At 41.7% G+C, this 21,421-nt stretch carries 21 protein-coding genes; 10 read left to right on the forward strand and 11 right to left on the reverse strand.

Annotated elements, in window-relative coordinates; translation table 11 throughout:
- Position 1: 1 nt before the first annotated feature.
- The 5 genes from lepA to rpoE all read right to left on the reverse strand — a co-directional run bounded on the left by lepA (position 2) and on the right by rpoE (position 4,761).
- Positions 2-1,798, reverse strand: coding sequence for a translation elongation factor 4 (gene lepA, locus PR709_RS02800; protein WP_036943946.1), 1,797 nt, complete (start codon positions 1,796-1,798; stop codon positions 2-4).
- A 228-nt stretch (positions 1,799-2,026) separates the two neighbouring features.
- A complete protein-coding gene (gene rseC, locus PR709_RS02805; protein ID WP_072502999.1) occupies positions 2,027-2,491 on the reverse strand; it encodes a SoxR-reducing system protein RseC in 465 nt (154 codons plus the stop codon).
- Between the two features lie 3 nt (positions 2,492-2,494).
- Positions 2,495-3,445, reverse strand: coding sequence for a sigma-E factor regulatory protein RseB (gene rseB / locus PR709_RS02810; protein WP_004921489.1), 951 nt, complete (start codon positions 3,443-3,445; stop codon positions 2,495-2,497).
- Positions 3,445-4,071: an anti-sigma-E factor RseA gene (gene rseA / locus PR709_RS02815; RefSeq protein WP_014656335.1), complete on the reverse strand. Its 627-nt coding sequence runs from the start codon at positions 4,069-4,071 to the stop codon at positions 3,445-3,447. Before rseA ends, rseB begins: the two co-directional genes overlap by 1 nt.
- Before the next feature lie 111 nt (positions 4,072-4,182).
- Entirely contained in the window at positions 4,183-4,761 is a 579-nt protein-coding gene (gene rpoE, locus PR709_RS02820) for an RNA polymerase sigma factor RpoE (RefSeq protein WP_004921494.1), read from the reverse strand.
- Positions 4,762-5,231: 470 nt separating this feature from the next.
- On the opposite strand from rpoE, the gene nadB reads away from it, so the two are divergent.
- A complete protein-coding gene (gene nadB, locus PR709_RS02825) occupies positions 5,232-6,833 on the forward strand; it encodes an L-aspartate oxidase (protein WP_072503000.1) in 1,602 nt (533 codons plus the stop codon).
- Between the two features lie 31 nt (positions 6,834-6,864).
- On the opposite strand, the gene trmN is transcribed toward nadB, so the two are convergent.
- Entirely contained in the window at positions 6,865-7,593 is a 729-nt protein-coding gene (gene trmN, locus PR709_RS02830; protein ID WP_004921501.1) for a tRNA(1)(Val) (adenine(37)-N(6))-methyltransferase TrmN, read from the reverse strand.
- Between the two features lie 164 nt (positions 7,594-7,757).
- Between trmN and PR709_RS02835 the strand changes: the two genes are divergently transcribed.
- The 4 genes from PR709_RS02835 to srmB all read left to right on the forward strand — a co-directional run bounded on the left by PR709_RS02835 (position 7,758) and on the right by srmB (position 12,388).
- A complete protein-coding gene (locus PR709_RS02835; protein ID WP_036941028.1) occupies positions 7,758-8,489 on the forward strand; it encodes an IclR family transcriptional regulator in 732 nt (243 codons plus the stop codon).
- A 2-nt stretch (positions 8,490-8,491) separates the two neighbouring features.
- Positions 8,492-9,409 (forward strand): formimidoylglutamase, encoded by a 918-nt coding sequence (gene hutG / locus PR709_RS02840; protein WP_061063852.1) that lies wholly within the window; start codon positions 8,492-8,494, stop codon positions 9,407-9,409.
- Between the two features lie 271 nt (positions 9,410-9,680).
- Positions 9,681-10,886, forward strand: a complete 1,206-nt coding sequence (gene gltS, locus PR709_RS02845; RefSeq protein ID WP_014656340.1) for a sodium/glutamate symporter — start codon at positions 9,681-9,683, stop codon at positions 10,884-10,886.
- Positions 10,887-11,044: 158 nt separating this feature from the next.
- Positions 11,045-12,388 (forward strand): ATP-dependent RNA helicase SrmB, encoded by a 1,344-nt coding sequence (gene srmB / locus PR709_RS02850; protein ID WP_014656341.1) that lies wholly within the window; start codon positions 11,045-11,047, stop codon positions 12,386-12,388.
- A 27-nt stretch (positions 12,389-12,415) separates the two neighbouring features.
- On the opposite strand, the gene PR709_RS02855 is transcribed toward srmB, so the two are convergent.
- The gene (locus PR709_RS02855; RefSeq protein WP_004921520.1) at positions 12,416-13,873 is read right to left on the reverse strand and encodes an ankyrin repeat domain-containing protein; all 1,458 of its coding nucleotides are present in this window, start codon (positions 13,871-13,873) and stop codon (positions 12,416-12,418) included.
- A gap of 161 nt (positions 13,874-14,034) precedes the next feature.
- Complete coding sequence (gene grcA, locus PR709_RS02860; RefSeq protein ID WP_004921525.1) at positions 14,035-14,418, reverse strand: autonomous glycyl radical cofactor GrcA; 384 nt, start codon at positions 14,416-14,418, stop codon at positions 14,035-14,037.
- Between the two features lie 320 nt (positions 14,419-14,738).
- Between grcA and ung the strand changes: the two genes are divergently transcribed.
- Positions 14,739-15,419 carry a uracil-DNA glycosylase gene (gene ung / locus PR709_RS02865; RefSeq protein WP_004921528.1) on the forward strand — a complete coding sequence of 227 codons (681 nt, stop codon included), beginning with the start codon at positions 14,739-14,741 and terminating at the stop codon, positions 15,417-15,419.
- A gap of 66 nt (positions 15,420-15,485) precedes the next feature.
- On the opposite strand, the gene grpE is transcribed toward ung, so the two are convergent.
- Positions 15,486-16,076 (reverse strand): nucleotide exchange factor GrpE, encoded by a 591-nt coding sequence (gene grpE / locus PR709_RS02870; protein ID WP_004921530.1) that lies wholly within the window; start codon positions 16,074-16,076, stop codon positions 15,486-15,488.
- Positions 16,077-16,177: 101 nt separating this feature from the next.
- Between grpE and nadK the strand changes: the two genes are divergently transcribed.
- From nadK to bamE, 3 genes are all read left to right on the forward strand, one after another.
- Positions 16,178-17,077 (forward strand): NAD(+) kinase, encoded by a 900-nt coding sequence (nadK, locus tag PR709_RS02875; protein ID WP_040133505.1) that lies wholly within the window; start codon positions 16,178-16,180, stop codon positions 17,075-17,077.
- Between the two features lie 85 nt (positions 17,078-17,162).
- The gene (recN, locus tag PR709_RS02880) at positions 17,163-18,824 is read left to right on the forward strand and encodes a DNA repair protein RecN (RefSeq protein WP_004921539.1); all 1,662 of its coding nucleotides are present in this window, start codon (positions 17,163-17,165) and stop codon (positions 18,822-18,824) included.
- 112 nt (positions 18,825-18,936) lie between these two features.
- Positions 18,937-19,416, forward strand: coding sequence for an outer membrane protein assembly factor BamE (gene bamE, locus PR709_RS02885; protein WP_004921543.1), 480 nt, complete (start codon positions 18,937-18,939; stop codon positions 19,414-19,416).
- 638 nt (positions 19,417-20,054) lie between these two features.
- Here bamE and PR709_RS02890 read toward each other — a convergent pair.
- Positions 20,055-20,348, reverse strand: a complete 294-nt coding sequence (locus PR709_RS02890; RefSeq protein ID WP_004921549.1) for an RnfH family protein — start codon at positions 20,346-20,348, stop codon at positions 20,055-20,057.
- Positions 20,341-20,775, reverse strand: coding sequence for a type II toxin-antitoxin system RatA family toxin (locus PR709_RS02895; RefSeq protein ID WP_014656346.1), 435 nt, complete (start codon positions 20,773-20,775; stop codon positions 20,341-20,343). The genes PR709_RS02890 and PR709_RS02895 overlap by 8 nt, the downstream gene beginning before the upstream one ends.
- A 154-nt stretch (positions 20,776-20,929) precedes the next feature.
- On the opposite strand from PR709_RS02895, the gene smpB reads away from it, so the two are divergent.
- Positions 20,930-21,412, forward strand: a complete 483-nt coding sequence (gene smpB, locus PR709_RS02900; protein WP_272570705.1) for an SsrA-binding protein SmpB — start codon at positions 20,930-20,932, stop codon at positions 21,410-21,412.
- The last annotated feature ends 9 nt before the right edge of the window (positions 21,413-21,421 follow it).

A 21,421-nucleotide genomic window follows, 5' to 3' on the forward strand; every position in this document is an offset into this window, starting at 1 on the left:
TTTAGTTGTCTTTACCAACATGCAAAATAGCGAGGAAAGCTTCTTGAGGTAATTCAACATTACCCACTTGCTTCATGCGCTTCTTACCTTCCTTCTGCTTCTGCAACAGTTTCTTCTTACGGCTAACATCACCACCATAACATTTAGCCAGTACGTTTTTACGCAATTGTTTAACGGTAGAGCGAGCAATAATATGGTTACCAATTGCAGCTTGGATCGCGATATCAAACTGTTGACGAGGGATTAAATCCTTCATTTTTTCAACCAATTCACGACCACGATACTGTGAGTTAGCTCGGTGAGTGATCAATGCCAAGGCATCCACACGCTCGCCGTTGATCATAACATCAACACGAACCATGTCTGACGTTTGGAAACGCTTAAATGCATAATCCAAAGAAGCATAACCACGAGATGTTGATTTCAAGCGATCGAAGAAATCCAATACCACTTCTGACATTGGAATATCATACGTTAATGAAACTTGATTACCATGATAGACCATATTTGTCTGAACGCCGCGTTTTTCCACACAAAGTGTAATAACGTTGCCAAGATACTCTTTAGGCATCAGCATGTGACATTCAGCAATTGGCTCACGCAACTCTTCGATATTATTCAATGGTGGCAACTTAGCGGGGCTATCGACATAAACGATTTCACCGTTCGTTTGCACAACTTCATACACAACGGTCGGAGCCGTGGTGATCAGATCTAAATTGTATTCACGCTCTAAGCGCTCTTGAATGATCTCCATATGCAGCAGGCCAAGGAACCCGCAACGGAATCCGAAGCCAAGAGCACTAGAGGTTTCAGGCTCATAAAAGAGTGACGCATCATTCAAGCTCAACTTGCCTAGTGCATCACGGAATGCTTCATAATCGTCTGAACTGACTGGGAATAAACCTGCATAAACTTGAGGTTTAACTTTTTTAAACCCAGGTAATGCTTTATCAGCAGGATTACGAGCGCCCGTTAAAGTATCCCCGACAGGTGCCCCTGTGATATCTTTAATCGCACACACTAACCAACCAACTTCACCGCAACTGAGAGAGTCGCGATCAATTTGTTTTGGTGTGAAAATACCAAGACGATCCGCGTTGTACACTTGGCCCGTGCTCATCACCTTAATTTTATCGCCTTTGCGTAACGTACCGTTTTTAATACGGATAAGTGATACAACACCTAAATAATTATCAAACCATGAGTCGATAATAAGCGCCTGTAAAGGTGCCTCTGCGTCACCTTCTGGCGCGGGGATAGATTGCACTAAACGCTCAATAACATCTTGAACGCCAATCCCCGTTTTTGCCGAGCAACGTACCGCATCATGCGCATCAATGCCCACAATATCTTCAATTTCTTCTGCAACGCGTTCAGGATCAGCCGCTGGTAAGTCGATTTTGTTCAACACAGGAACAACTTCAAGATCCATTTCAATCGCTGTATAGCAGTTAGCTAGCGTTTGAGCTTCAACCCCTTGCCCAGCATCAACAACGAGCAGCGCACCTTCACAGGCAGCTAATGAGCGTGATACTTCATAAGAGAAGTCAACGTGGCCTGGGGTATCGATAAAGTTCAATTGATAGGTCTCACCATCGGAGGCCTTATAATCCAGCGTCACACTTTGCGCTTTGATTGTAATTCCGCGTTCACGTTCTAAATCCATAGAGTCTAGAACCTGAGCCGCCATTTCTCTGTCCGTTAAACCACCACAAATCTGAATAATACGGTCAGACAACGTGGATTTACCATGGTCGATGTGAGCAATGATAGAAAAGTTTCTTATGTTATTGATTTTCAAGGTAATATCTTCTTTTAAATTGCCTACAAAATCAGCTCTGCATAAATAGGTATCGCAGAACTAAAATGCTATGATTATCACAAGATTACTAATTAGCTGCATTTTACATAGAAGATCTCTGTAACACAAAGGTTCAATGTAAAACAACTGTAAACTATGCGGGTTTTTGCTAGATAGGAGCGCTGAACTCGCCAAACCGCCTATCAAGCAAGGCGGTTTCACTCAGCAATCAACTTGAACTGACAGTTCGTTGGGGGGTAAGCCTATTTGTAAGATAACTGGTTGAAATGCAGTCTCATCCCGCCAATAAGAGGCGATTTTACGCGCTAAAAAAAAGCCTAAAAAGCCACCAGCGACACCAGAAAGAGCAACCCAAAATTGTTCAAAACCCGCTAATTGTACTAACGCTGCAACCAGAAATAGGCCAATCAACGGGGTTAAATAAACGAGCATAGCAGAACGCAGCAAACTCCCTTCAGGAATTCCAACCTCCACTTTTTGCCCAACAACTAAAGGTTGCTCAATGTCAACTTCGAGCTGATGTTCGGTATTTGGCCCTATTTTACTCAATGCGTATGAACCACATGCCGCGCGCGCGCTACAGCTACCACACCCAGAAGAAGCCCCATAACGCAATAACGCCCTTCCTTGGTGCCAACGAATAACTGTTGCCCACTCTTTTATCATCATCTACTCCTGAAAACGAATGCTTGCAGCGACTTGCTGTGCCGTTGATAACGGCAGTTCACCTATTATGGTAATCACATTTTGTTTCTGAGTCATTGTATAAATTGTGCGGCGGCCATTTTGGACAGGTTGTTCTAAAGGCAAGCCTTGCTCAGCTTTAGTGACATTAACCGAAAAAGTGAATAAGCCATCACTAAATAATGCGCTCTCTACCTCATCATTTTCGGCAAGTTTACGTTTTGAACGAGAGACTTCTTCAAATCCAGGAGGTAAAAGTCCAACGCGCCATTTAAATGACGGACGATTATCCTGAGGGGAGACTAGCAGCGGTGGTAAATTAATCTTACTTAAATTCACCAGAGAGTCATTCACCGTTTTGCTGTCTAGCACCGTTGAAATGACGCGAAACTGTTCTAACGTTTGGTTATTGTTATCTAAGAGATCGACCCGTAATGGCAACTTATTTTCTTCATCAATCAGAAGAACATAATTAAAACGAGAGTTATCTTTAGAAATAATGCGAATAACGAGTGAAGGCTTATCACCGATATGGGTTCGCCCCGCATCGATAAAATTATAGTACGGTTTGATTTTGTCATAATCAGCAAATAATACCGAAGGCAAATTATCGACAATATGCTTCCCATTTAAGCTGAAGGCATCAAAACCGGGTTCAAAATAACTGATCCTTTCCCCTTTTTGCACTATTTCACGCCGCGTAGAATCCATTTGGATCATTTGAGAGACAGGAACATTATTAATGATCCCATGTCGATAACGGACAGGCACGATGCTTCTGGGACTAAAGGACATAAAAGACATTTCGTAGGAAAGATTTTGGGCAGCGCTCCCCATCTCTTTAAAGAGAGCTTCGGCATCTTGTTGAGATGCCGAAGCTTGATTAGATAAAATCAGGCTGCCCGCCAGGCAGATGACGGATAACCACTTATTCATTAGCGCGCTTTAGCTCCAGCGGGTGCTGTAGTAATATCATCATTATCATGATATTGCTGATTAAGCATTGAACGTCTTTCAATTTCATATTGCTGTAGCATTGCATTTACACGCTGATTTTGCTGCTCAACTTGTTGCATTTGTTGCTCGTTACCAAAAAGTTGACCATCAGAGAAATTTAAACTCACAGGTGCGCCTGCTCCAACGGGAACGGTGTTAAACACAGGTTCATCAATCACCGATTCCGTTGAATTACTTTGATTATACTGCTGCACCCCAACGATAACAGCAAGGGATACACATGCTGCAACACCAATTTGGGTGATTTGACTTGCCCATGGACGAATTTTTTGCCAGAACGGCATCGCGCCCCATGTTGCAGGTTCAGGCTGTGACTCAACAACTACCTGAGGATTAATACGCACAACTTCATTCTCTAATGCTGCGGCGACTTTACCCGCTATGTCAAAATTGATGACATCAGGTGTGTCATTACGCAGAGTATCACGAATAAGATGATAGCTCTCCCAACGTTTTTGTAACGTTGAATCACATGAAATGGCATTTAACAGTTCTACATCTAGAACTTCGCCATCCATCATTGCGGAAAGTTTCTCTCTTTGCATACCCGAATACCTTCAGTTAATTGCATCACAATTACAGTTTAATGCCCTGATTTCGCTATTTTTTGCACGTTATCTTGTGTTCCAAAAAACAATTCAATAAACACAAACATATTAGTGCTGCTGGATCAGTGGCTGTACTTTATTATCAATAGCTTCTCTTGCTCTAAAGATACGCGAACGCACGGTGCCTACAGGACAATCCATGATCTCGGCGATCTCTTCATAGCTTAAACCATCAAGTTCTCTGAGTGTTATTGCCATTTTTAAATCTTCAGGTAACGACTCAATGGTTCGAAAAACTACTTTCTTCAATTCATCAGACAACATTAAGTTCTCTGGGTTCGATATTTCTTTCAAAGCGCTTGCAGTTTCGTAGTTTTCTGCATCGCTTGCTTCAAGATCTGACGCGGGTGGGCGCCTATCTTGAGCGACTAAATAATTTTTAGCCGTGTTTACCGCAATACGATATAGCCAAGTATAAAAAGCACTATCACCGCGAAACGACCCTATCGCACGATAAGCTTTGATAAAAGACTCCTGAGCAACGTCAGGTACATCCGCTTGTGGTACATAACGGGAAACCAAGCTTGCAACTTTGTGCTGGTATTTTACAACCAGTAAGTTGAACGCTTTTTGATCGCCCTTTTGGACTTTTTCGACCAACATCTGGTCCGTTAGTTGCTCGCTCATTACTGGGAAAATCTCCCGCGCTCAGGCTGTAAATTTGTTAACTTGATCATGTCTCCCTTCCTAAAGCAAGCGTTACTTTGAGTAGTAAAAACAAGTGAAGTTCAATTTAATACATAAAAATAGTAAAAAATTGACAAAAAACCGTGTGACTACCGATAGAGGATCTAAGTGATCCTAATTAATTTATCGCTAATTTATACATTATTCTACGTATCACACCGCTTTATTTACCCTAAGTACCAAACCTGACTCAACCCCCTAGTAGATATACAAGGCTGAACGCTATTTCACAAATAGCATTGCCAAGCCTGATAGGCTAACATGAAACTTCCAATAGATACTATACTGTGACTGCTCTCTGCCGTAAACGGCTAGGCCTGCCACTTCTTAGGGCGCAACCGTCTGTATAACGGGTTTTATGCTGCCCCTTATGGGTAGAAACGACGAGTATATACAACATGCAAACACTTATGAACGATCCCACACAGCATTACACTGATATTCTGATTATTGGCAGCGGTGTCGCTGGGCTTTCCGCCGCTTTACGACTTGCTCCTTTTCATAAAGTTACTCTCCTAAGTAAAAGCACACTCAATGAAGGGGCTTCTTATTACGCACAAGGTGGAATCGCAGCCGTTTTCGATAATACCGACAGCATTGAATCCCATGTAGAAGATACTTTAATTGCAGGCGCAGGTATTTGTGAAAGAGAGGCCGTCGAATTTATCGCCTCGAATGCCAAAGAGTGCGTTCAGTGGTTAATTGATCAAGGCGTACTATTTGACACGGAAGTGACTGAAACAGGTGAAACCCAATATCACCTCACTCGCGAAGGTGGACACAGCCATCGCAGGATCCTTCACCATGCAGATGCAACTGGCAAAGAGGTTGAAACGACTCTCGTCAACCTCGCTTTTGCGCATCCGAATATCCATGTTAAAGAGCGCTATAATGCGGTTGATCTCATTCGCTCCGATAAGATCGGATTAGCAGGCGAAAGCCGTATTGTCGGTGCCTATGTTTGGAATCGGCAAAAAGAGCACGTTGAAACGATCCGAGCAAAAATCGTTGTTTTGGCTACAGGCGGCGCCGCAAAAGTCTATCAATACACAACAAATCCCGACATCTCTTCTGGGGATGGCATTGCGATGGCATGGCGTATTGGATGTAGTGTCGCTAACTTAGAATTCAATCAATTTCATCCAACCTGCCTCTTTCATCCGCAAGCTCGCAATTTTCTATTAACGGAAGCGTTACGTGGTGAAGGAGCCTATTTGAAACGCCCTGATGGAAGCCGTTTCATGCCCGACTATGATCCACGCTGTGAATTAGCGCCGAGAGACATTGTTGCAAGAGCGATCGATCATGAAATGAAACGCTTAGGTGCTGATTGCATGTACCTTGATATTAGCCATAAACCCGCTGATTTTATTCAAAGCCACTTTCCTACCATCTATGAAAAACTGATGACACTTGGTTTAGATCTGACGAAAGAGCCGATCCCCATTGTACCCGCAGCCCATTACACATGCGGCGGTGTCAGCGTCGATCAAAACGGTATGACCGATATCCCCAACCTTTATGCCATTGGTGAAGTCAGTTATACAGGGTTACACGGAGCCAACCGCATGGCATCTAACTCGCTGTTAGAGTGCCTCGTTTACGGATGGTCCGCCTCACAGCATATTTGCCATGCGATCACGCAGATCGAGGATATTCCCGTTCTCCCTGAATGGGATGATAGCCGTGTACACAACTCAGATGAGCAAGTTGTGATTCAACATAACTGGCATGAGCTACGCCTATTTATGTGGGATTATATGGGGATCGTACGAACCACTAAGCGTTTAGAACGCGCCTTGCGACGCATCCATTTGTTACAGCAAGAAATTCACGACTATTATGCCAATTTCCGTATTTCTAATAACTTACTTGAACTGAGAAACCTCGTCCAAGTGGCTGAACTGATGGTTCGCTGCGCTTTAGAGCGTAAAGAGAGCCGCGGGCTACACTATACGTTAGACTACCCTGATCTACTGGAGCATTCAGGCCCCACCGTACTCAAACCGTAATCTCATACCTAGCCAACCCTCGGGTTGGCTATTAATATTTCAAATAAAAATCCCGAATAAGCCGCTGAAAGTCTTCAGTATAGATGTTATTGTCTGCTTCTTTTAACACTAACGTTGAAATTTCTGGCTCAACTAATTCCCGCTTTAATCCCAACAACATACGGTGAAATGGCGTCGTTGCTTTATCTCGAATATTAACGCGATAAGCAGTAAACCAGCCATTACGATGCGCCATAAGCTCAACTTTTTCACCGACATCATAGGGTAATACAAGGCAAAATAGGCCATCTGTGGTTAAACAATCCATCGCACTATCTAATAATGCCTGATGGGTTAACGTCGCGGTATAGCGAGCTTGCTCTCGTTGTTCACTACTGCATGATACTGATGGCTCAAAATAAGGTGGATTACTGACAATCAAATCATACGCTTTTTGCCTTGATACACTAAACTGCGTTATATCTTGCTCAAAAATCTGTAGCCTCTCTCCCCACTTTGACTCAGCGAAATTCTCCTGTGCCTGTTGAGCCGCTGCTTTATCTAGTTCAACAGCATCAACGGTCATTTGCTGATTGCGTTGTGCGAGCATTAGCGCAATGAGTCCACTGCCGCTCCCTATATCTAACGCCTTTTTAGCCTGCTGAACAGGTGCCCATGCGCCAAGTAATACTCCATCGGTTCCGACTTTCATAGCGCAACGGTCATGACCGACAAAAAACTGCTTAAAGGTAAAACCACCTTTGCGATAGCTTTTTTTCACGTTATTCAACCACTCTAAATCGTATATTAATCAATCAATCTTTCATTATGTGACAATTTAAGAATGCAAATTTTACACTTTTTCTACAAAATAATTCTCACATTATGAGAATATTATTTGAGCATCAAAATTTTTACTGCTAAGTTCGAAAAAAAGGGGATACCATGAACAGTATTAACAGGACATTGAATATTTTATCTTACATCACTGCAAGCGCGGCTCCGGTAACTCCGCAAGTGATTTCTAACGCATTAAATATTCCAGTTTCTACTGTTTATCGATTATTAGCCATTCTCATAAATTGGGAATTTGTGACCCATGCAAAACAATATGGCACTTACACTGTTGGTGCGCAGAGTATCAAAACTCAAGAAAAATACTATCACCACAGTTTACTCATGAATTCATCCCAACTAGAACTCCAAGCTCTGAGTAAAAAGACCCAAGAAACGGTCGCTATTATTACATCAAACCTATGTGAAACTATCTGTGTTGACATGATTGAGAGTTCACAAGCCTTACGCTGCTCTTTTGTCATTGGCCGTGGTAATACTCTAATTAAAGGCGCTAGCGCGAAAACCTTGCTCGCCTTTCGAGATGAAGACTACCAATCATTAGTATTTGAAACTCATAAAGAACAGTTACCCTCCCCTGAAAGTATAACGCAATTAAAAAATGCACTGATGCAAATCCGCCAGCAAGGATATGGCGTTTCATGCAGTGAAATAGATGAAGGAGTCTTAGGCGTTTCAGCCCCTATTTTTAAAGGAAACGATGTGATTGCCGTCGTCTCTGTGATGGCACCTGAATTTCGTTCAACCCATCGAGTTGACGAGTTTATCTCTGAGACCTGCAAAGCAGCTCATAACATGACTAAACTAATTAATATGGAGTAATTATGGCAGCACCTTTTATCTGGCAAGGCCGTACTGATGGTGATACTGAGGAGCACCTACGTATCCATCAAGTCATGAATAAAAATACCCCTGCACAGTTTGCTTTAATTGGTTTTGCATCTGACGAAGGCGTTAGGCGCAATAAAGGACGGCTCGGTGCCAAAGCAGGACCTGATGCAATCCGTCAGCAGTTAGCTGGCCTTCCGATACATCACCCCTTGTCCATCCGTGATGCCGGCACTGTTCGCTGTGACGATGGCGATTTAGAAGCAGCGCAACGTCGTCTTTCGGATGAACTTGTCGATATTTTATCATCAAATCAGACCCCCATTGTTTTAGGTGGCGGTCATGAAGTGGCTTTTGCCAGCTTTCAAGGACTGTTTGACTTCATCGCTCAAACCCAGCCTACAAAAACAATAGGTATCATTAATTTTGATGCGCATTTTGATTTACGAACGGCACCTGAAGCCACTTCCGGCACACCTTTTTTACAATCGGCACACTTATGCCAGCAGCATCATCGCCCATTTAATTATCTCTGTTTAGGTATTGCTGATCATGGTAATACGAAAGTGTTATTTGATACGGCGGATAAATTAGGTTGCCAATATATTCGTGATAAAGAACTAAATCACAGTCAATTACCTAAGGCCATAGAGCGGCTTCAACAGTTTATTAATAACGTCGATTATTTATATGTAACCGTTGATCTGGATGTCTTTTCTGCCGCAATTGCGCCTGGAGTCAGCGCTCCCGCAGCGAAAGGGATCACTACTGAGATCTTTGATGAACTGTTTTCGGTGATTAAAGCCAGCAACAAAATTGCACTCTTTGATATTGCAGAGTGCAACCCAGAATTCGATATCGATAATCATACTTCAAAATTAGCAGCTTATTTGATTTACCAATTTTTATTCTAATAAACACAATAACGCGACTGATAAATCGCCCGTAGACTCAATTTGTAGCGATATAACAATAACAGTATTTGAAAAAGTACTGACAAAAAATAAAGCGGCAATGATAGATCTCTAGCATGTTCTTCTTTAGTTAATCAGCTAAGTAGAAATAGGCTTTGGGATTTCAAAACTGTCGCTAGGCAGCGTACAAGCAACCTTTAAAGTATCAATAAGGATGCGGTTAGCCGCTAAAGACGACAAATTGCGAAAGCGGGCACACCGGGAAAATTATATGACATTACAACTAGACACATTATCTACACTCCTGCTTACTGTATTGTGCCTGCTTATGGGCATCCATTTAAAAAAACGTATCGAATGGCTACAACGTTTTTGTATCCCATCCCCAGTAATTGGTGGCTTCTTAGTAAGCCTGATTATTTGGGGGCTAAAATCCTTTAATTTAGCTGAAATCCAATTTGACACGAGTTTGCAAACCTTCTTAATGGTTGCCTTCTTTACCACGATTGGTATTGATGGCAGCTTTCGCATTCTCAAAAACGGCGGTAAGCTCCTGTTTATCTATCTGTTTATTTGCTGGTTTACAGTGATCTTCCAAGATACGTTTGGTGCCGGACTGGCGCATTTATTAGGCATTGACCCAGTCATTGGCGTTATGGCAGGTGGTGTTTCATTAACAGGAGGCCATGGCGGTGCTGCTGCATTTGGTCAAATGGCAGAAGGCTTAGGTGTGCAGTCAGCGACGGTTGCGGCGATTGCAGCGGCAACTTTTGGTTTAATCACCGGTAGCCTACTAGGCGGCCCCATTGCCTCTTTCCTGATTAAAAAATATAAGGTGACCATCCAAGCGGATGAGTCAGTGCAAAGCCCAAAAGTAACAGAGACCATTGCAGGTAAGATTGAGTCCATTGACGCCCATGCCTTTTTGAAAATGCTCGCTTTGGTACTCGGGATCATGGTAATTGGTCAATTCGCATCTGCACAATTTACCAAAGCAACGGGCTTCTCTTTGCCTAGCTATGTCGGTGCCATGATCATTGCGATTATTATTCGTAATATTAATGACCAAGTTAACCTATTTAAAATCAACCAAAAATCTGTTGATTTAATTTCTGAGGTCTCTCTCGGCCTATTCTTAACCATGGCAATGATGTCGCTAAAAATTTGGGAGCTCAAAGACGTTGCCTTACCACTCTTTATTATTCTATTCGCCCAAGTGGTTGTCCTCGTTCTATTGGTTGTATTCGTGATCTTTAAACTTTTAGGCAAAGATTACGATGCCGCTGTTATGTGTGCTGGATTAATGGGGCATGGATTAGGAGCGACACCTAATGCAATGGCAAATATGTCCTCTGTGTGCGAACGCTATAAACATGTCTCAATGAAAGCGTTCATGATCGTTCCGCTAAGTGGTGCTGTTTTAATTGATTTAGTTGGTATCCCTTATCATACTTGGTTAATTAATATCCTCAGCTAACCCCCATCGCGTGCTTTTCACCTCGGAAAAGCACGCTTTCTGGCAATATCACTGCCCGTTGAAACTTAAAACAGGTACACTTTGCTAAAAGATCGATATTTTCTGATGAACAATTTGGCTAACCTGTTTATAATCAGCGCCCCAAATAGAGGTATATCATGACTGCAACCACATTTACTGAACTTGAACTCGATGAAAGCCTGATCAACGCGCTGGCAGACAAAGGCTATGAACGCCCAACTGCAATTCAGGCTGCCGCTATCCCTGCCGCAATGGATGGGCGTGACGTTTTAGGTTCAGCCCCTACTGGTACGGGTAAAACCGCCGCATTTTTGCTGCCAGCCATCCAACACTTACTTGACTTTCCAAGGAAAAAGTCCGGTCCTCCGCGAGTGCTGATATTAACACCAACGCGTGAGCTAGCCATGCAGGTTGCAGACCAAGCAAAAGAGTTATGTGCACATAACCATCTCGATATCGCTACGATTACAGGCGGTGTCGCGTATATGAACCATGCTGAAGTTTTTAGCGAAAACCAAGATATTGTTGTCGCGACAACAGGCCGCTTGCTTCAATACATCAAAGAAGAAAATTTTGACTGCCGCGCCGTTGAAATCCTGATCCTTGATGAAGCTGATCGCATGCTCGACATGGGCTTTGCCAATGATATTGAAACAATTGCAGGTGAAACACGCTGGCGTAAACAAACTATGCTGTTCTCTGCTACCCTTGAAGGCGAAGCTATTCGTGATTTTTCTGAACGACTGCTAGAAGATCCTGTTGAAATTGATGCCGAATCGTCACGTCGCGAACGTAAAAAAATACAACAGTTTTACTATCGTGCCGATAATTTAGAACACAAAACAGCCTTGTTGTGCCATCTGCTAAAACAAGAGGATGTGACTAAATCCATTGTTTTTGTTCGTAAGCGTGAGCGTGTCCGTGAAGTCGTACAATGGTTACGAGATGCAGGTATTGAGTCTTGTTACCTTGAAGGAGAAATGGCTCAAGCGAAACGTAATGAAGCCGTTCGTCGTTTAGTGACAGGGCAAGTCAAAGTACTCGTAGCGACCGATGTTGCATCGCGAGGACTTGATATCGATAATGTCAGTCATGTCTTTAACTTTGACATGTCGCGCACCGCTGATGTGTATCTCCACCGTATTGGTCGTACAGGTCGAGCAGGCCGCAAAGGCACCGCTATTTCACTGATAGAAGCTCATGACTATCCGCTGTTCGGTAAAGTCAGCCGTTATATTGAAGACTCCATTAAAATGCGAGTCATCGATAGTCTACGCCCAAGCACCAAAGCACCTTCAGAATCTATGATGAATAAACCAAAACCATCTAAGAAAGTGCTCGCAAAACGTAAAGAGAAAAAGAAAAAAGAAGAAGAGTCCAAAAAGAAAACCAAAGTTCGTCATCGTGACAAAAAGAACATTGGCAAACGCCGTAAACCAAATTCCTCTTCTACGGCACCAACTCGCGATAACGCTGAATAATGCAACTAACGGGCTACGGCCCGTTTTTTATTGCATCATTATCATCTGCAATTTTTCACGCATTCTTTTTCCTTGCGCAGATAACATATCCACTTTAATCATATGGTTTACTAAGACATCACGGCAATCATACCCCTGATAGTTTTTAATACGCCAATCAGCGCCTTGGCTCAGCAAAAACTCAGCAACTGATAACGCATGGCTCCCTAATGCATCATGTAACGATGTGTTACCTAAATCATCTACTGCGTTGATTTCTACCCCTTCAGCTAATAAAACTTCCAGTTGCTCTAACCTTCCTGACTGCGCCGCTAAATGCAAATAAGTTCGATTTTGTGGCAATGACGTTTTTCTGATTTCATCTGTATAAGCAGAACTCAGAAGAATTTTCATAAAGCGAGGATCAGTCGAACGAACGGCATACCCTAGTAGCTCATTAAAATTCGCTGGTTTATTTCTCATTGAAAGCAAGGTAGAAAATTCAGTCACATTGCCTTGCTTAATACTGTTTTCACAGCTGTTTTGCCAATCTGCCAGAGTGCTGTCATGACTCAATGCAAAATTGCAGCTAAATTCTTCTAACTGTGTATTAAAATCATCATTAACCATCGCCTGTTTATTTACCCACGGTGTAAAATGACACATCATTTTGAGAATTTTTGGCATCGTATGGGCGATAAAATTACGTGTTAACAGACGATGAGGGAGCCAATCCCGCCACGTTTTTTCCCCTTTATAGTAATCCAACACAATTTTGTTACCTAAGGCGGGAGGAAATGGCATCACTGACTGCAACAAATCTAACCAATCATAACGAACCACATAAAAGCGAACGAGACCATCCTTTGCCACTTGTTTTGCGGTCTCGTAATCCATACCAATCTGCTTGATAGTATTCGCAGAAACACCAGCAGAGCTAAAGGCGATGCAAGGTGTCTGGCTTGCAAGAGCTGCAAATGTGGCTAATCCGCCGCCTAAAGAGTGACCTATACAAATCATATTCCCTTTAGAGACCCGATGTAGAATGTTGGTTAAATTTACCGCTTGAAAATATTGCGGTTCAAAGTAGCCCAGCCCTTGTCGTAAATCAGCATAGAAATCAACGAGTTCATCAGAACCAGCAAAACTAATAATATACAAATCATTAAAGCGACAAATATTAGCTTCAAAACCTGTTGATTTATCGCGTAGTAAGCTTGGATCAATGCCAATTTCTTTGAGTTGCAGAGCATTAAGGCGCTCAACACCATGCAGATTTTTCCAATCTTTAAGATAGACCCCATAAGCAATTAACCCAATAAGATAATCATGCGATTGAGCATGTGGGCCTAAAAGTTGTTTTGGCGATAGCGTCTGCGTCCATTGATTTTGTTCAGAGCACAGTGCCAATACACCACTTTTTCTCTGATAGATATTAATGCTTTCTTTAATTAACGATATTTCATTTAATGAGTTAGTTTGGATACTCTGATTGATAGAAGACATAGACTCTCCCCATTGAAGATGTGATAAGGGAGATCATTAAAGGCGAAATTTCAGCAGGGAAAAAGAATGTACTTTATTAGAGAAGAATAAAAAAGCCATTGAATTCAATGGCTTTTTGAATTAATTTTAAACTAATACTTCTACCTTGAACAATACAACAATTACAGGCTTTCAGTAAAAGTACGAGTGATCACGTCACGTTGTTGTTCTGGTGTCAGAGAGTTAAAACGCACTGCATAACCAGAAACACGAATTGTTAACTGTGGATATTTTTCAGGGTTTTTCACCGCATCTTCTAAGGTTTCACGGCTTAAAACGTTGACATTAAGGTGTTGACCACCTTCAACACGGACTGTTGGCTTAACTTCTAAAGGTACTTCACGGTACTCAAAAGCACCTAACTCATCCTTAGCAACAATTTGTCCTTCGTTATAATCTGCTTTTGCACAAACACAACGCGCTTCATTTTTCTCTTCATCAAGTAACCAAAAAGAGTTCAATAGCGCTGCATTGTCAGTTTTAGTAATTTGAATACCAGTAATCATGTCGACCTCCACGTTCGGGTAGGATTGGGATCAATCCACTCATTTGACTGCCAATAAAATATTTGGTCTAACCAATGTTTCTACACACTATATACCAGCTAGAACCCTCAGCTTCTTTGATATTTATCAACAATTTCAAGGGGTAATTAACCGTCATTCACCCAACACTATGTTTTAAATCAATTTTTATTATTTATAAAAATCAATTTTTTTAGTTATTTTTAAAAAATTTTTTAATCAAATAGACAAAAGCTCGCCTTTATCTCTTGGGTCTTAAACTGTAAGCTTATAGACATAATTTGTTTGTTATAGGAATTTTCATGTCAAACACACCTACTTGGCACGACGTCATTGGCTCAGAAAAAACACAGGCTTATTTTAAAGACACGCTTGCCTATGTGGCGAACGAACGTCAAAAAGGAAAAATTATTTATCCCCCACAGCAAGATGTGTTTAACGCCTTTAGATATACCGAGCTTGCCGATGTTAAAGTCGTCATTTTGGGTCAAGATCCTTATCATGGTCCGGGTCAAGCCCATGGCTTATCTTTCTCAGTTCTTCCGGGAATTAAGCCCCCTCCCTCATTGGTCAATATGTACAAAGAGTTAGAAAACGACATCCCTGGGTTTAAACGCCCCAATCATGGCTATCTGCTGAGTTGGGCGCAACAAGGGGTGCTCTTGTTAAATACAGTATTAACCGTAGAGCAAGGCAATGCGCACTCTCATGCCCATTTAGGGTGGGAAACTTTTACAGATAAAGTGATTGCTGCCATTAATGAGCATAGAGAAGGCGTTGTTTTCTTGTTGTGGGGTTCACATGCCCAAAAGAAAGGTCGTATCATTGATACTAAGCGCCATCATGTACTAAAAGCCCCTCACCCATCGCCGTTGTCAGCTCACCGGGGTTTTTTAGGTTGTGGGCACTTCTCACAAACGAATCAACTATTGCAGCAGCAAGGGCTTGAAGCCATCGATTGGACGCCTGTTATCGAAGCTTAACTTTTTTGAGTGACAAAAAAACCGGGTCGCTATTGCTCACCCGGTTTCAATTTAGTTATGCGTTAATTACTTAGAAACGATAACCATTGCAGGTCTTAATAAGCGACCGTTTAAAAGATAACCTTTTTGCATCACATCAATCACTTGGTTTGGTTGATGGTCAGGCGATTCAACCATTGTCATTGCTTGATGGACTTCAGGGTTAAAGGCCACATTGGACTCACCAACGACTTCAATACCAAATTTCCCGACAGCACTTAAAAAGGTTTTAAGAGTTAAATCTAAGCCTTCTAACATTGCTTTTGATGTTTCGCTTTCATGATCAGCGGCATCAATAGCACGTTCTAAGTTATCAATCACGGGTAACAACTCATTTGAAAACTTTTCAAGCGCAAATTTATGCGCTTTTTCAATATCTTGTTCCGTACGACGACGGATATTTTCAATTTCAGCATGTGCACGTAGCATCGCTTCGCGCTCCACTTTTTGTGACGCTGCGAGTTGTTCTTCAAGCTCAGCAATACGCGCTGCTAACGCTTGTACTTCTGCCTGTGGATCCGCCTGCTGCGCTTCTTGCTCTTGCTCTAACTCCGACTTTTGCTCTTCATTTAGCTCAGGGGCTTGCTCATCATGCATGTTTTGTTCTTTACTACTCATGAATTTCTCCGCGTATTTAGCATTAATCCCATTTATTAGAGTATTATGGGGATATAAAACAGGGATTCAAGGGACGTCACGCAATGAGAGGCCAAAAAATTATGCGTAAGGGTAATAACACGCAAAAAACAAATTTTCGAACTATCGGTATTGTGGGGCATCCACGTCATCCCGAAGCTTTAGCGACCCATGAATTAATCTATAATTGGCTATTATCTAAAAATTATCATGCCATTATTGATAAACAAGTGGCCAAAGATTTAAAACTACAAAATGCAAACACAGGTAACCTTACAGAGATTGGTCAACAGGCTGATTTAGTTATTGTTGTTGGCGGTGACGGCAACATGCTAGGGGCTGCTAGAATTCTATCTCGCTACAATAATAAAGTGATTGGTGTTAACCGCGGGAACCTTGGATTTCTCACTGATCTTGACCCTGATAATGCTTTACAGCAATTATCTCGCGTGTTGGATGGCGAATATCATGAAGAACAACGTTTTTTGCTGGAAGCACAAGTAATAAAACCGAATCAGAAAGCACGAAAAAGTAGCGCAATTAATGAGGTGGTATTACACCCCGGTAAAGTCGCTCATATGATTGAATTCGAAGTGTACATTGATGATCGTTTTGCCTTTTCACAACGCTCTGATGGGTTAATTATCGCCACTCCGACAGGCTCGACAGCCTATTCACTCTCTGCTGGAGGGCCAATTCTCACACCAAATCTTGATGCAATTGTACTCGTCCCTATGTTCCCACATACGCTCTCTTCACGCCCATTAGTGATCAGCAGTGATAGTCGTATTCGCCTGAAATTTTTACGCAGTAATATTGACTATGAAGTGAGCTGTGATAGCCAAATCATGCTTCCTATACAAGATGGTGAAGAAGTCGTCATACAGCGTAGTAATAAAAGTTTAAATCTTATTCACCCAAAAGATTATAACTATTTCAATACGTTAAGCTCAAAATTAGGCTGGGCCAAAAAAACTTTCTAATTTTTTTCATCTGCCTCTTTACTGTATAAAAAAACAGGATACACTGTATACAAACACAGGTGTGTATTTTCACAGGAGAGCGCAGATGCTTACCCAACTTACCATTAATAATTTTGCTATCGTTCGTGATCTGGAAATCGATTTTCGTAGCGGTATGACCACAATTACAGGTGAAACTGGTGCAGGTAAATCTATCGCTATTGATGCACTTGGTCTCTGCTTAGGTAGCCGCGGCGATGCCAATATGGTACGTCCCGGCGCACAACGCGCTGACTTATGTGCACGCTTCTCCTTAGTGGATGCAGATATGGCTGCCAAGTGGCTCATTGAACATGAACTTGATAATCAAAGTGAATGTCTTTTACGGCGTACCATTACGTTAGATGGTCGTTCACGTGGTTTTATTAATGGTACAGCGGTGCCACTTTCACAGCTTCGTGAACTGGGCGCTCTGCTTATCCAAATCCATGGGCAACACGCACATCAGCTTTTACTCGATAATAACCATCAGAAATCACTGCTGGATGCCTATGCCAATCAACAAGAGCGTTTCTTACAAATGAAACACGCATGGCAAAAGTGGCATGATTCATGCCAACAGCTCGCCATGTTTCAAAAACAGATGCAAGAGCGTGAGTCGCGTCAACAGTTGCTTGATTATCATTTAAAAGAATTAGCTGAGTTTTCACCTGTTCAAGGTGAATTTGAAAGTATTGAGCAGGAATATAAGCAACTCGCTAATTACGGGCAGTTTTTAACGCTTGGGCAAAATGCCATGCAAATTATGTCCGAGAGTGATGATGCTAATATTTTGAGTTTACTCAACAGCGCCAAGCATGAATTAGCCGAGCTAGCATCCCTTGATACAAAATTTTCTAGTCTACTCAATATGCTAGAAGAAGCATCTATTCAAGTCAGCGAGGCAAGCGATGAGTTAAGGCATTATTGTGATCAGTATGAATTGGATCCTAATCGCTTGTATGAACTTGAACAGCGTATATCAAAACAAATTAGCCTTGCTCGTAAACATCATATTATGCCAGAGGCATTACCTGAGCTTTATCAGCAGTTATTAGACGAACAAGAAAAAATAGCCAACCAAAATGAAGATTGTGAAATGCTAAGTGAGCAAGTTCACCAAGATCATCAACATGCGATGGCTTGTGCTCAAGATCTGCACCAAGTTCGTTTAGAGTATGCTCAAGAACTGAGTCAACTGATTACTAATAGTATGCATCAACTTTCTATGCCTCATGGTCGGTTTACTATTGATGTTAAGTTTACCCCTGAGCATCTACAGCCAGATGGGGCAAGCAAGGTGGAGTTCAATGTCACAACAAACCCAGGGCAACCACATCAAGCACTTGCTAAAGTCGCTTCTGGAGGTGAATTATCACGTATCGCATTGGCTATTCAGGTGATCACAGCGAAAAAAATGGATACACCAGCACTGATTTTTGATGAAGTCGATGTCGGTATTAGCGGCCCAACGGCTGCTATTGTTGGGCGATTACTCCGTGAATTAGGTGAATCAACCCAAGTCATGTGTGTAACACATCTACCCCAAGTTGCAGGCTGTGGGCACCATCATTTTTATGTCAGTAAAGAAACGAACGGCATAGAAACCGAGACACATATGCAATTACTTGATAAAAAATCACGTTTACAAGAACTTGCACGTTTATTAGCAGGCAGTGAAGTGACCAAAAACACATTGGCAAATGCAAAAGAGTTACTTGCCGCATAAATTTTGACAACTTTTTTGCACTCCTATGGTCTTAGAGTCAATACGGAAGGTTTTAAAATGTATCAATGTCGATTATCATTGATGTTCTGACTCCAAAAGGAATGAGATATCCATGCGTTATAAACTGTTAACTGCTGCTGCACTATCACTCGCATTAATGTCATCAGGTTGTTCAATGATGGAGCGTCTGGTCTATCACCCTGACATTAACCAAGGTAATTACCTGACAGCGAAAGATGTTGCTAAGATACAAAAAGGAATGACTCAGCAACAGGTCGCGTATACTTTGGGCACACCAATGTTAACCGACCCGTTTGGTACTCAAACTTGGTATTATGTTTTCCGCCAAGAGCTTGGTCATGATCCCGTTAAGCAACAAACTTTGACTCTTAGCTTTGACCGTAATGGTATCCTGACTGATATCAAAAATGAGAAGGATCTTTCAGAGCAGGAATCTATGGAAGCAAAAGAAATTGAAAATGCACAGCCAGTATCTGCTGAGCCTGCTTCTAGCAACACTGAAGCTAGTGAACCTGTTTCAGAGCAGCCACAAACCGCAGCTCCCGCGACTAAAAAGATGCTAAGCAAATAAGCTTGTTAACTGATATTCGTTATCCACTTATTTGTTAATTAGCCTTACAATAGCTACCTGTCATCAATATAAAACAGGTAGTTATTGCTGCTTTAGGCTATCTAAAGAATTCTCAAACCTAGCACTAAATTGCGCTGCGATGAATACAATTAGCCACTTAGCCATTCAAAGTACGCCCTATCAAAACCAAAAACTCTCAATTTGTTCAATAAAAGCTATTTTTACTGCTGCACTCTATTTGACTGGCATAATGAGTATCGCGTCTTACATTAATACCGTTTAATCCATCAAGGCACTCATCAACAGGTAATAAAAACTCTCAACTTAATGCAATAGTAAGAGTCTCCCCCCTATCCTCTATTACACTAATGTCATTGTCTCTAGTGCTAAGCTCTATTTCATTGGCGTTATTTCGCCAGTGTTCTTCTCATTACCAACAGCGCTTTTCATAGAATGCTGTCAATATACTGCGCTTTTGTACTGGCATAATATATGCACCCAGACATGATAATAGCAAAATTCTTTCATTTGGTTGAAAAGATATTGATTAAGCCGTAATACTACCAGCCCGATTAAACCATCCAAAAACAGGCAATAAAAAACCGAGCAAGTACTCGGTTTAATCACAAAAAAGAGAGTTATTTTTTACTATCTTTAGATTTTTCAGCCCGTTTACGGCGTAACTCTTTAGGATCAGCAATAAGAGGCCGATAAATTTCCACTCGGTCACCCTCATTCAACTTATCACTCAGTTTTGCAGGGCGACTATAAATACCCACCTTATTTTTTTTAAGGTCAATATCCGCCCGTAATGCAAGGATACCAGATGCCATTATTGCATCTTCAACTGTAGCACCTTCCATAACCTTAACTGGTAATAGATATTGCTTCTCCGGCAAAGCATAAGTGACTTCAACATTTAGCTCAGACACTATAGATATCCTTCGCTCTCAACGTAAAAGCTTGTACCATGTTATTCGCAAGTTCTTTAAAGATTTTGCCAAATGCAAGTTCAATCAGCTTATTAGTAAACTCAAAATCAAGATGGAATTCTATCTTACAAGCATCTGGGCTTAGAGGTATAAAGCGCCATCCTCCCGTTAGTTTACTAAAAGGCCCTTCAACCAATTGCATATGGATACCCTTGTTATCCTCTAACACATTTTTGGTTACAAAGGTCTTACTGATACCTGCTTTTGAAACCTCAACAGAAGCGGTCATTTCATCATCACTATGACTAATCACCCGACTACCTACACATCCAGGCAAGAAGCTTGGATATGCAATGACATCATTAACAAGTTTATACATTTGTTCCGCGCTAAATGGGACTAACGCAGAGCGACTAATCTGTGGCATATCAATTCCTATCCCCAAAAACTGCCCATATAATACCACTATTGATTGGTTAAACAAAAAACAAAACGGATTAAGCACAATAATTGCACAATCGGCACATTTTTAAACACGGAAAGATTTATTTCACTTCAGCTTACAGTATAATGAACAAACTATGACAAAGAAAAAAGCTTATAAACCTGGTTCGGCAACTATTGCCCTAAACAAACGTGCTCGCCACGAGTATTCTATCGAAGATGAATTCGAGGCTGGCTTGTCCCTACAAGGTTGGGAAGTAAAATCGCTCCGTGCTGGTAAAGCGAACATTGGTGATAGCTATGTCCTGCTTAGGGATGGTGAAGCCTATTTATTTGGTGCGAATATCACACCTTTAAATGTTGCATCCTCTCACGTAGTTTGTGACCCAACACGCAGCAGAAAGTTGTTACTGAACCAACGAGAATTAGACACCCTTTATGGTCGCGTAAACCGTGAAGGTTATACTGTCGTTGCTCTTTCTTTATATTGGAAAAATGCTTGGTGCAAAGTCAAAATTGGCGTTTCAAAAGGTAAAAAAGCACACGACAAACGTTCTGATATTAAAGAACGCGAATGGAAACTAGATAAAGCACGTATAATGAAACATTCTAATCGCTAAGTTCTAGCT

This window comes from Providencia sp. PROV267, assembly GCF_028477825.1.
GTDB classification, from domain to species: Bacteria; Pseudomonadota; Gammaproteobacteria; order Enterobacterales; family Enterobacteriaceae; genus Providencia; species Providencia stuartii.

Coding starts and splice junctions, on each gene's coding strand:
- rseC (WP_072502999.1), bottom strand. CDS start 2,491: ATGATAAAAGAGTGGGCAACAGTTATTCGTTGGCACCAAGGAAGGGCG.
- rseB (WP_004921489.1), bottom strand. CDS start 3,445: ATGAATAAGTGGTTATCCGTCATCTGCCTGGCGGGCAGCCTGATTTTA.
- rseA (WP_014656335.1), bottom strand. CDS start 4,071: ATGCAAAGAGAGAAACTTTCCGCAATGATGGATGGCGAAGTTCTAGAT.
- rpoE (WP_004921494.1), bottom strand. CDS start 4,761: ATGAGCGAGCAACTAACGGACCAGATGTTGGTCGAAAAAGTCCAAAAG.
- nadB (WP_072503000.1), top strand. CDS start 5,232: ATGAACGATCCCACACAGCATTACACTGATATTCTGATTATTGGCAGC.
- PR709_RS02835 (WP_036941028.1), top strand. CDS start 7,758: ATGAACAGTATTAACAGGACATTGAATATTTTATCTTACATCACTGCA.
- hutG (WP_061063852.1), top strand. CDS start 8,492: ATGGCAGCACCTTTTATCTGGCAAGGCCGTACTGATGGTGATACTGAG.
- gltS (WP_014656340.1), top strand. CDS start 9,681: ATGACATTACAACTAGACACATTATCTACACTCCTGCTTACTGTATTG.
- srmB (WP_014656341.1), top strand. CDS start 11,045: ATGACTGCAACCACATTTACTGAACTTGAACTCGATGAAAGCCTGATC.
- PR709_RS02855 (WP_004921520.1), bottom strand. CDS start 13,873: ATGTCTTCTATCAATCAGAGTATCCAAACTAACTCATTAAATGAAATA.
- grcA (WP_004921525.1), bottom strand. CDS start 14,418: ATGATTACTGGTATTCAAATTACTAAAACTGACAATGCAGCGCTATTG.
- ung (WP_004921528.1), top strand. CDS start 14,739: ATGTCAAACACACCTACTTGGCACGACGTCATTGGCTCAGAAAAAACA.
- grpE (WP_004921530.1), bottom strand. CDS start 16,076: ATGAGTAGTAAAGAACAAAACATGCATGATGAGCAAGCCCCTGAGCTA.
- nadK (WP_040133505.1), top strand. CDS start 16,178: ATGCGTAAGGGTAATAACACGCAAAAAACAAATTTTCGAACTATCGGT.
- recN (WP_004921539.1), top strand. CDS start 17,163: ATGCTTACCCAACTTACCATTAATAATTTTGCTATCGTTCGTGATCTG.
- bamE (WP_004921543.1), top strand. CDS start 18,937: ATGCGTTATAAACTGTTAACTGCTGCTGCACTATCACTCGCATTAATG.
- PR709_RS02895 (WP_014656346.1), bottom strand. CDS start 20,775: ATGCCACAGATTAGTCGCTCTGCGTTAGTCCCATTTAGCGCGGAACAA.
- smpB (WP_272570705.1), top strand. CDS start 20,930: ATGACAAAGAAAAAAGCTTATAAACCTGGTTCGGCAACTATTGCCCTA.